Here is a 10058-nt window from a genome sequence, read left to right as displayed (position 1 = left end):
TTTGCGCAGCAAGACGTTAGTTCAATGGCTGCGGATGTTCCCAACTGGTGGACCGAAGGTAGCGCTGACTATTTTGGTGGCGCAATCGGTGCTTATGACGGAACCCAACTGCCGAAAACTCTAGATCAAATGGTTCACACCAGCTCTTATAACTGGGTGCAGCAGAATCTGTGCGACTTATCCACAGTGAGCGAAGCCGCCGTAGGTGCTTGCTATAAATACACGTATCGACAGGGCACACCACCCGGTGCAGGCAGCAAGTGGATGTTGGCTCACGTGAGCTATTACCAAGGTGCACTAGCAACCGAAGCGCTGCTGGCACTTTATGGTTTAGACAAAATCAAAACATTTATGACCGACATAAAAGCTAAAGGTTTCGAATCTGCGTTTGCGGGCAACTTTGGTGTGAGCAGTGATTTGTTCTATGAAAAGGTTTCCAAGTACGTGGTGGCCATGTATCAAGCCGGCCGATAGCCTTTCTTCATGAGCATCTCACAGCGCATTTATCGATCAGAAGTGGCAATGGCCAAGTGGGAGAAAATCTCAACCTTGCCTTTGGCCGCGCTGGCCCTGGCCTATCTGGCGCTTTATGCAATTGAGGTGCTCGGCCACTGGAGCCCAAGCGTTTTCTTTGACTTTGTTTTGGTGAGCGACATCATCTGGGCCATTTTCATCATCGACTTTGTGGCCCGCTTTTTCATGAGTCGCCACCGCGGTCAGTTCATGCGCAAAAACTTGGTTGAGTTTGTGTCGCTGGTGTTGCCAATGTTCCGTGCGTTCCGAATGTTTCGTGTGGTGATTGCACTCGGTTTTATTGCCCGCGTTGCACAAAGCTTGCAGGCTCGCATTGGCATTTACCTCGGATTGATCTTGCCCTTGCTGATCTTCACTTGCTCACTTGGCGTTTATGACGCAGAACATTTGGCACCGGGTGCAAAGATTACGCAGTTTGGTGATGCAGTGTGGTGGGCGTTTGTGACGGTGACCACCATTGGTTATGGCGACTACTACCCAATCACTTTTGAAGGTCGCGCAATTGCAGTGCTGTTGATGCTCAGCGGCTTGGCTTTGGTTTCGGTAATCACCGTTACCTTTGCGTCTTGGTTCTTGGGTCGCCTTGAGTATGACCTAACCAACAAGGGCATTTCTAAACGCAAATAACCTTTAGAGCAGCTTAGCTCCAGGAATCGCATCAAGCAGATTGCGAGTGTATTCCTGCTGCGGCTTAGCAAAGATGTCTTTGGTGCTGCCAAACTCAACAATTTGACCCTTGTTCATCACAGCAACCTGATCTGCAATAGCTTGCACCACAGCTAGGTCGTGAGTAATAAACAGATAGGTCAACTTGAGTTCATCTTGCAAGCGAGCAAGCAGTTCAAGAACCTGGGCCTGCACGAGCACATCCAAAGCACTTACCGCTTCGTCTAGCACAATGAAGTCTGGGTTCAGGGCAAGTGCGCGCGCAATCGCAACGCGTTGACGCTGACCACCGCTTAGCTCACTTGGGTAGCGAGTTGAAATCGCCCAAGGCAAGCTAACTGCTTCGAGCAGTTCTCGAACACGTGCCTCGCGCTCTTTGCGAGTGCCAACCCTGTGAGTGACCAATGGTTCAGCAATTGTATTGGCGATGTTTTGCAGCGGGTCAAGTGAACCGTATGGGTCTTGAAACACCGGTTGCATTTGACGACGCAAGCTAAACAGTTCGCGGTGCTTCATGCCGGCAATGTTTTTGCCATCAATCACAATTTCGCCACTGGTTGGTTTTTCAAGACCGAGCAGCATCTTGGCAACGGTTGATTTACCTGAGCCAGATTCTCCAACCAGCGCGAGCGTGGTGCCGCGTTTGATTTCAAATGAAACGCCTTGCACTGCGGTGAATGGTGTGCTCTTGAATGCAGAGCCCTTGATTGAATAAACCTTTTCGAGGTTCTTCACCGAGACTGCGACTTCGCCACCAGCGTGCGTTTTGCGAGGCGCTGCGTTTCGAGCGGCAACAAGCTTTTGTGTGTATGGGTGCTTCGGGTTTTTCAAAACCTCAAGCGAAGGGCCGGCCTCAACAACCTTGCCTCGATACATCACCACAATTTTCTCGGCACGCTCGGCAGCAAGACCTAGGTCGTGGGTGATCAAAATAACCGATGTCTTGGTTGCCTTGGTCAGTTTGGCAAGGTGATCCAAAATCGTGCGCTGCACGGTCACATCCAAAGCCGATGTTGGTTCGTCGGCAATGAGCAACCTAGGGTTCGCCGAGAGACCAATGCCAATCAACACACGCTGGCGCATGCCGCCCGAGAACTGGTGTGGGTATTGCTTCATGCGCGATTCGGCGTCGGCAAGGCCGGCCTTCTTGAGCACCTCGATGGCCTCTTTGCGCACTTCGTTCTTTTTCATTCCCGGGTTGTTGGCGCTGATGGCCTCTTCAACCTGAAAACCAATGGACCAAACCGGGTTGAGGTTGCTCATTGGGTCTTGTGGCACAAAGCCAATTTCACGGCCTCGGATGGCTTCGAGCGCGTGAGAACTTGCACCTACAAGTTGGCGCCCATCGAACTCGATTGAGCCGCCGGCAATGCGACCGGCTCCCGGCAACAGGTTGATGATGGCGTGGGCGGTGGTGCTCTTGCCCGAGCCAGACTCGCCAACAATGGCGAGGGTTTCGCCCTGCCACAGGTCGAGGCTCACGTTGTCTACCGCGCGAACGGCGCCCTTTGAGTTCGGAAACTCAACGGCAAGATCGCGAATGCTTAGTAGCGGGGTTTCGATTGCAGAGTTTTCGTTTGAAGTGTTTTCGTTTGCAGCAGTCATTAGCGTTGCGCCCTCGCCTTCGGGTCTAGCGCATCTCTAATTGCTTCACCCATCATGATGAATGCCAGTGCGGTGATTGAAAGTGCAAGTGATGGCCAAATCAAAACCTGAGGTGCAGTGCGCAGGTCAACCTGCGCCTGACTGATGTCGTTGCCCCAGCTCATGGTTGAAGTTGGCAAGCCAACACCCAAGAACGAAAGAGTTGCCTCGGCAACAATTGCAGCAGCCAACGAAATTGTGGTCACGGCAATCACCGGTGCAATTGAGTTTGGCAGCACGTGACGCATCAGAATTTTGAAGCGACTTACACCAAGTGCTGTAGATGCCATCACATAATCGCTTTGCTTCACACGCAAGATTTCACCGCGAAGCACGCGAGCTGTGGATGGCCAGGCAAAGATTCCGATTGCCATTGAAATAACCCAAACGTTTCGGTAGTCAGAGAACACCGACATGATTACCACTGCAGCAAGGATGTAAGGAATCGCGAAGAAGATGTCGCCCGCGCGTGAAAGCAACGCGTCAACCCACTTGCCATAGAAACCTGCAAGAGCACCGAACACAACACCGATGAACATAGTCATCACGGTCACAATCAAGCCCACCGAAAGTGAAGTTGATGTGCCGTGAACAATGCGGCTATAGATGTCGCAACCCTGGCGAGTGAAACCTAGCGGGTGACCATCGGTTGGTGCGCCGTTGCTGTTGGCCAACAAACACATGTCGTTAGGTGCAGTCTGAGTGAACAAGCCTGGGAACAACGCAGCCACGGCAGCGATGATGATTAGCACACCGGCGATATAGAACATCGGGCGCTTGCGCAGATCGCGCCAGGCATCTAAGTAAAGGTTGGTTGGTTTTTCACTGATGCGCACGGCATCAATTTCGGCCATGGCGGTGTCGGCCAAGTTGGCAACGTAGTGTTCGTTGCGGTTAGCAGGGCGGTCCATCGCGCCACCTGAAGTGTTATTTGCCATAGCGAATCCTTGGGTCAAGCACTGCATAGAGCAGGTCGGTTAGCAGGTTGACTGCAACATAGATGAGCACCATCACGGTGACGAAAGACACCACGGTTGGGCCTTCACCGCGGATGATGGCTTGGTATAGCGTGCGGCCAACGCCCGGCACGTTGAAGATGCCCTCGGTGACGGTTGCGCCAACCAGTAGCACACCGAAGTCGATTGACAGATAAGTGACCACTGGAATCAGTGAGTTTCTAAGGATGTGCACGCGCACAACGCGGCTGCGGGTTAGGCCCTTGCCATAGGCGGTGCGCACGAAGTCTTGGCCTGAAGTTTCGATGACCGATGATCGGGTTAGGCGCACTATGTATGCCACGGCCAGTGTTGAAAGCACGATTGCAGGCAGCAACAGCTCGGTGAATCCGGCGTCACCGCTAACGGTTGGTTTGGCCCATCCGAGTTGAATGGCAAACACGAATTGAAAGACGAAGGCGATAACGAAAACCGGAGTTGAAATAAGCAACAGGCTCATCACCAATGATGAGTTGTCAAAAAGCTTGCCCTTACGAAGGCCGGCTACAAGGCCAACGCCCACGCCTACCAACATCTCAAAGAACACGGCCATCAGCGCAAGACGAATTGTCACGGGGAAAGTTGCGGCTAGAACTTCGGATACTGGTTGACCAGAGAATGAAGTTCCAAAGTCGCCTTGAAAGATTCCACCGATGTAGATGAAGTACTGCACGATGAACGGCTGGTCTAGGTGATATTGCGCACGCAGTTGTTCATAGACGGCTTGGTTTACACCGCGGTCGCCAAACATGGCAACGATTGGGTCGCCTGGCATTGCGAACACCATGAAATAGATGAGCAGTGTTGTGCCAAAAAACACGGGCAGCGCTTGAAGAATGCGCTTGAAAATGTAGCCGATCAAATTTGCCTACTTGTTAGTTAGCGAAATCAGAGGGTGACAATCACTCGGATTGTCACCCTCTGACTTTAGCTATTTATTTAGTTCTTAACGATGTTGTGAAGCACTGGAACTGAGTTCCAACCAACCTTCACGTCTGACACCTTTGTTGAGTATCCACCGTTAGCAACGCCATACCACATTGGAATTGCAGGTAGGTCCTTTAGAAGAACAACCTGTGCATCCTGGTAAGCCTTGTTGGCATCTTCTAGAGAAGTTGCAGCGTTACCCTTTGCAATCAGAGCGTCAAACTCCTTGCTTGAGTACTGGCCATCGTTAGCGCCTGCACCGGTCTGGTACAGAGGAGCTAGGAAGTTAGCCAGAGCTGGGTAGTCAGCCTGCCATCCGGTGCGGAAACCGGCGGTGATGGTCTTGTCGGTGATGTCGGTGCGGAACTCAGCAAATGTTGGGTATGCCTTGCCTGCTGCATCGATGCCAAGAGTGTTCTTGATGCTGTTTGCAACTGCATCGATCCAACCCTGGTGTCCACCATCGGCGTTGTAACCAATTTCGAACTTGCCAGACCACTTAGAGATTGCGTCGGCCTTTGCCCACAGCGCCTTTGCGTCTTCTGCGTTGTAGTCAAGAACGTTTGCGCCCTCAAGAGAGTCAGACCAACCAGCAATAACTGGGGATGTGAAGTCGCGAGCTGGCTTGCGGGTTCCGTTGAAGATAACGTCGATGATTTCTTGGCGGTTGATTGCCTCTGAAATCGCTGCACGACGCAACTTGCCTTCTTCACCCGAGAAGTGGGCTAGTCGGCCTGGGATGGTGATCGACTGGAAGATAGCTGCAGCCTGGTCAACCGCACGGTCACCTAGGTCGCTCTTGTAAGTCTTTAGCGCTGCATCTGGGATGCCGGCTAGAACATCAAGGTTGTCAGCTAGTAGGTCAGCGTAAGCAGCATCCAAAGTTGCATAGAACACAATCTTTAGACCGCCGTTTTTAGCAACGCGGCCACCCTGGTAGTCAGGGTTCTTCACTAGGTTGATATCTACGTTGTGCTTCCAAGCGCCTTCGGCAGCAAGCTTGTAAGGGCCGTTACCGATTGGGTTCTCACCAAACGCCTTAGGGTCATCAAAGAATGCCTGTGGCTGTGGCATGAACGAGGTGTAGCCCAAACGCAGTGGGAAGTCAGACTGAGCTGAGGTTAGCTTCACGGTGAACTCGGTTGGGCTCACAACTTTAAGGCCGGTTAGCTCGGTGTCTTTCTCATAAGAGAAGCCTTCGATTGCATCGAAGAAGTAGCTGTTTAGCTGGGCGTTGCTGAATAGCGCGCCATACTTCCATGCGTTTACGAATGAGTCGGCGGTCACTTCTTCACCGTTGGTGAACTTCCAGCCACTCTTGATCTTGATGGTCCAGTTGGTGTTGTCAGTTGAAGTGATTGACTCTGCCATTTCGTTGACTGGAGCGCCATCGGCGTCGTAGTAAACCAAGCCTGCATAAATGTTGTCTACGATCAAGCCGCCGCCAACTTCGTTGGTGTTGGTTGTGATTAGTGGGTTTTGTGGCTCTGAGCCATTAACCGAAACAATGTTGTCGTTGCCACCGTTGCTGCCGGTTGCACAACCGGTTAGTGACAGTGAAACCGCTGCAGCAATTGCTACAGCAACTAGCGATAGTTTCTTTAAACGCACGGGTCCTCCTTCAGAGTGATGATTGGCGCGCGAAACGACGCCAACGTGCTTTGTAATTTCAGCCTAGACCTCGAAAATTCACTATTTGTTTGTTTGATGTTACGAATAGATAAAATTTCTAAAAGTTACGGGTGTACGTTGGCAACATGATCAATACCAACGATTTCTCAGCCTTTGCCGCCTCGCGCCGAAGCACTCGTGACTTTTTGCCAACCCCGGTTTCGGCTGAGATTATCCAAAGCATTTTGACCGATGCCATGACGGCACCAAGCTGGTCGAACACTCGCCCTTATAAAGTTGCCGTGGCCACCGGGCCAGTGCGCGATCGAATCAGCGCCGACTTCTTAGCTCGATGGGCAGCCCTGAGCAAAGCCCGCCAAGGTGGCCTAGTGGCAAAAGCCCGCCTAGCCCTCACCCGCTATGGATTGCCAACTAGCAACGCGATTGTTTCCAAGCCATATATTGTCGAACTAAAACCGCGTAGTCGCAAGATTGGTGCCGACCTTTATGGATTGTTGGGTGTGAAGCGTGGCGATGCTGCGGGTCGCGATGCACAGTGGGCACGCAACTACGAATTCTTTGGTGCGCCGGTTGAGTTGTTTATTTTCACTCACACCAGTTTGGGCAAATACTCGGCGAGCGATGCTGGCTTGTTTATGCAGAACCTGATGCTTTCGGCAAAGGCTCATGGTCTTGGCACTTGCGCACAAGGTGCGGTAGCAATTTGGCAAGATGCAGTGGCTAAAGAATTTGAAATTCCAAAGGGATACAAATTACTTTGCGGAATCGCTTTGGGTTATGCGTCGGACGCAGTCGTGAATACTTTTCAAGCAGAACGACTGCCGATTAGTGAAATTACAATCTCACCTAAAACTAATTAGTCGGCAGCGGCAAGCTGCCCGCACGCACCGTCAATTTCTTTACCGCGGGTGTCGCGCAATGTGGTTGGAATGCCAGCCTTCTCAAGACGACGAATAAATTCATCGGTCTGTTCGCGAGTTGACGCAGTCCAAATCGAACCAGGTGTTGGGTTCAACGGAATCGGGTTAACGTGCACCCATCCGCGGCCTCGTGCATTTAGCTTCTCACCCAGCAAGTCGGCGCGCCAGCCGTGATCGTTCATATCTTTGATAAGCGCATACTCGATCGAAACGCGGCGACCTGTTTTGTCAAAGTAGGCCTTGGCTGCATCGAGTGCATCGTCAACCTTCCACTTTGAATTCACCGGGATAAGTTCGTCACGCAGTTCGTCGTCGGGTGCGTGTAGTGACAATGCAAAAGTCACCGGCAAGTTTTCGGCAGCAAGTTTTTCGATGCCCGGCACAAGACCAACGGTCGACACTGTGATGTTTCGAGCACTCATACCAAGACCATCTGGTTGTGGCTCAACCATGGTGCGCACTGCACTCATCACGCGTGAGTAGTTAGCCAATGGCTCACCCATGCCCATGAACACAATGTTGGTCACACGCTCTGGTGCATTCAGCATCTTGGCTTTGCTGCCGCCAAGTTCGCCCGCGGCAATGGCCTGGTTAGCGCGAACAATCTGATCAACAATTTCGCCAGCGCTCATGTTGCGGGTTAGACCCGCTTGGCCAGTGGCGCAGAACGGGCAGTTCATGCCGCAGCCCGCCTGGCTCGAGATGCAAAGTGTGATGCGGCCGGTGTAGCGCATAAGCACCGACTCAACTAGCGCCCCATCAAACAGGCGCCACAAAAACTTGATGGTGTCACCGTTGTCGGTTTGCAGTCGCTTTACCTCGGTAAGCAGCGGCGGCATCAGTGCGGCCACCAGCTCGTCGCGGCCGGTTGCCGGCAGGTCGGTCATGTCGGCTGCTGCGGATGTGTAATGCGTGAAGTAGTGAGTGCTCAACTGCTTGGCACGAAAACCTGGCAGGCCAAGCTCTTTTACCTTGGCTACGCGCTCTTCAATACTTAGGTCAACCCAGTGAACCGGTGGCTTGCCACGCTTTGGCTCAGCAAACTGAAGCAGCGGGCGACCAGTTTTTTCGTCAAGCTTTTGTTTCCAGCCCTCGGTTTTAGGGCGAACTTGACGTAATTCAGACATGCATCAAGTGTAAACAACCTGACTTATATAACAATTGGCTAAAGACTGTAAACGCTTACAGAAATTTGGGTAGCCTTGTTCGGTTGAGGTTTAGGCGCCAATCATGCGCCCGTGAAGACGACTAATAAAGAGGTATAAAGATGTCAGGTACCAGCATTTTGGTTTACGCCGAGCGCGTTGGCGGCAACCTTGCCGAAATCGAGAAGTTGCTGGCCGGCCCATTGGCCGACTTTGACGGCATTCACGTGCTGCCGTTCTTTCACCCTTACGACGGTGACGACGCTGGCTTCGACCCAATCGACCACTCAATTGTTGACCCTCGCCTAGGTGACTGGAGCGACTTCAAACGCATCTCGGCTACTCACGAACTAACCGCCGACCTCATTGTGAACCACGCCTCATACCTATCCCCAGAATTTCAAGACTGGCAAGCAAAAGGCCCGGCCTCTGAATTCGACGGCATGTTCTTAACCTTCGATGTTGTTTTTCCAAACGGCGGCACCGAGGATGGCATCACCAGTTTCTATCGCCCACGCCCAGGCATGCCGTTCACCGCATATGAAGTTGCCGGCAAGCGTCGCTTGGTGTGGACAACCTTCATGCCCTCGCAGGTTGACATCGACATCAACCACGATGCAGGCAAGGCATACCTCGTGCGCGTGCTTGAGGCACTCAAGAGCGGAGGCGTAAAAGTTGTTCGCCTTGATGCAGTTGGCTATGCGGTTAAGACACCGGGCACCGACTCATTCATGACAAAAGAAACTTTGGATTTCGTTCGCGACATCACCAAGTTGATTCACAGCTATGACATGCGAGTTCTTGTTGAAGTGCACGCGCACTACACACAGCAGCTCGACATCTCACCGCTGGTTGATTTAATTTACGACTTCCAAACTGCGCCGCTGTTGTTGCACTCGTTTTTCACCGGCACAGTTGATCGCCTAGACGACTGGTTCAAGATTCGCCCAACCAACTGCTTGAACGTGCTTGACACTCACGACGGTTACGGCGTGATTGATGGTGGACCAATCAATGGTCGCCCTGGTTTGATTACTCAGGATGAAATGGCCTACATCTTTAAGGTTGCCGAGAAGAACACCGAGGGTCACAGTGCAATCGCATCTGTAGTGCCACAGTGGTTTACCTTGCCACACCAGATCAACGCAACCTTGCCAAACATCGTTGCCAACGACACCGCCTATGTTGCAATGCGTGCGGTGCAGTTCTTCTTGCCTGGTGAGCCACAGGTTTACTACGTTGGTTTGTTCAACGGCATGGATGACCGTGAACTATTTGCTCGCAGTGGCCAGGGTCGCGACACCAACCGTCACATCTATTCACCTGCAGAAATTCAAGAAGCGCTGAAGCAGCCGGTAACCAAGGCGATTATTGCGTTGGCTCGTTTGCGCAAGCACGCAGCATTTGAGGGTGAGTTCTCGTGGCAGGTGCTTGGTGCAGATTCAATTCGTTTGCAGTGGGTGAAGGGTGAGAACAAATTGCACCTAGACATCGTGACCAACGTTGATGCACCAGCGTTAAACATTGTTGCAACCGATGCAAATGGCACCCGCGAACTAAAAGGTGTTGAAGGTCTAGCTTCTTACTAATTTGTA

At 52.1% G+C, this 10058-nt stretch carries 9 protein-coding genes; 4 read left to right on the top strand and 5 right to left on the bottom strand.

Annotated features, from left to right (window positions below):
- Both Q0L28_RS02700 and Q0L28_RS02695 read left to right on the top strand, forming a co-directional pair.
- Nucleotides 1-474: hypothetical protein (locus tag Q0L28_RS02700; protein ID WP_296631223.1), on the top strand; the 474-nt coding region annotated here is incomplete at its 5' end.
- A 9-nt stretch (nt 475-483) separates the two neighbouring features.
- Nucleotides 484-1161 (top strand): potassium channel family protein, encoded by a 678-nt coding sequence (locus Q0L28_RS02695; RefSeq protein WP_296631221.1) that lies wholly within the window; start codon nt 484-486, stop codon nt 1159-1161.
- Between the two features lie 3 nt (nt 1162-1164).
- Here Q0L28_RS02695 and Q0L28_RS02690 read toward each other — a convergent pair whose 3' ends face one another.
- From Q0L28_RS02690 to Q0L28_RS02675, 4 genes are all read right to left on the bottom strand, one after another.
- Nucleotides 1165-2805: an ABC transporter ATP-binding protein gene (locus tag Q0L28_RS02690; RefSeq protein ID WP_296631218.1), complete on the bottom strand. Its 1641-nt coding sequence runs from the start codon at nt 2803-2805 to the stop codon at nt 1165-1167.
- Nucleotides 2805-3782, bottom strand: coding sequence for an ABC transporter permease (locus Q0L28_RS02685; protein ID WP_296631217.1), 978 nt, complete (start codon nt 3780-3782; stop codon nt 2805-2807). Before Q0L28_RS02685 ends, Q0L28_RS02690 begins: the two co-directional genes overlap by 1 nt.
- Nucleotides 3772-4701: an ABC transporter permease gene (locus Q0L28_RS02680; RefSeq protein WP_296631215.1), complete on the bottom strand. Its 930-nt coding sequence runs from the start codon at nt 4699-4701 to the stop codon at nt 3772-3774. Before Q0L28_RS02680 ends, Q0L28_RS02685 begins: the two co-directional genes overlap by 11 nt.
- Nucleotides 4702-4778: 77 nt before the next feature.
- Entirely contained in the window at nt 4779-6377 is a 1599-nt protein-coding gene (locus Q0L28_RS02675; protein WP_296631212.1) for an ABC transporter substrate-binding protein, read from the bottom strand.
- Nucleotides 6378-6523: 146 nt separating this feature from the next.
- On the opposite strand from Q0L28_RS02675, the gene Q0L28_RS02670 reads away from it, so the two are divergent.
- Nucleotides 6524-7258 carry a nitroreductase gene (locus Q0L28_RS02670; RefSeq protein ID WP_296631211.1) on the top strand — a complete coding sequence of 245 codons (735 nt, stop codon included), beginning with the start codon at nt 6524-6526 and terminating at the stop codon, nt 7256-7258.
- On the opposite strand, the gene rlmN is transcribed toward Q0L28_RS02670, so the two are convergent.
- Entirely contained in the window at nt 7255-8445 is a 1191-nt protein-coding gene (gene rlmN / locus Q0L28_RS02665) for a 23S rRNA (adenine(2503)-C(2))-methyltransferase RlmN (RefSeq protein WP_296631208.1), read from the bottom strand. The genes Q0L28_RS02670 and rlmN overlap by 4 nt on opposite strands.
- 140 nt (nt 8446-8585) lie before the next feature.
- Here rlmN and Q0L28_RS02660 point away from each other — a divergent pair, with 140 nt between their 5' ends.
- A complete protein-coding gene (locus Q0L28_RS02660; RefSeq protein WP_296631206.1) occupies nt 8586-10052 on the top strand; it encodes an alpha-amylase family glycosyl hydrolase in 1467 nt (488 codons plus the stop codon).
- Nucleotides 10053-10058 lie beyond the last annotated feature (6 nt).

It is taken from the genome of Rhodoluna sp. (assembly GCF_024639375.1).
In the GTDB taxonomy this organism is placed as follows: Bacteria; Actinomycetota; Actinomycetes; order Actinomycetales; family Microbacteriaceae; genus Rhodoluna.
Note: the sequence above shows the minus strand (reverse complement) of the source record. Positions and strands in the feature narration are given on the sequence as shown.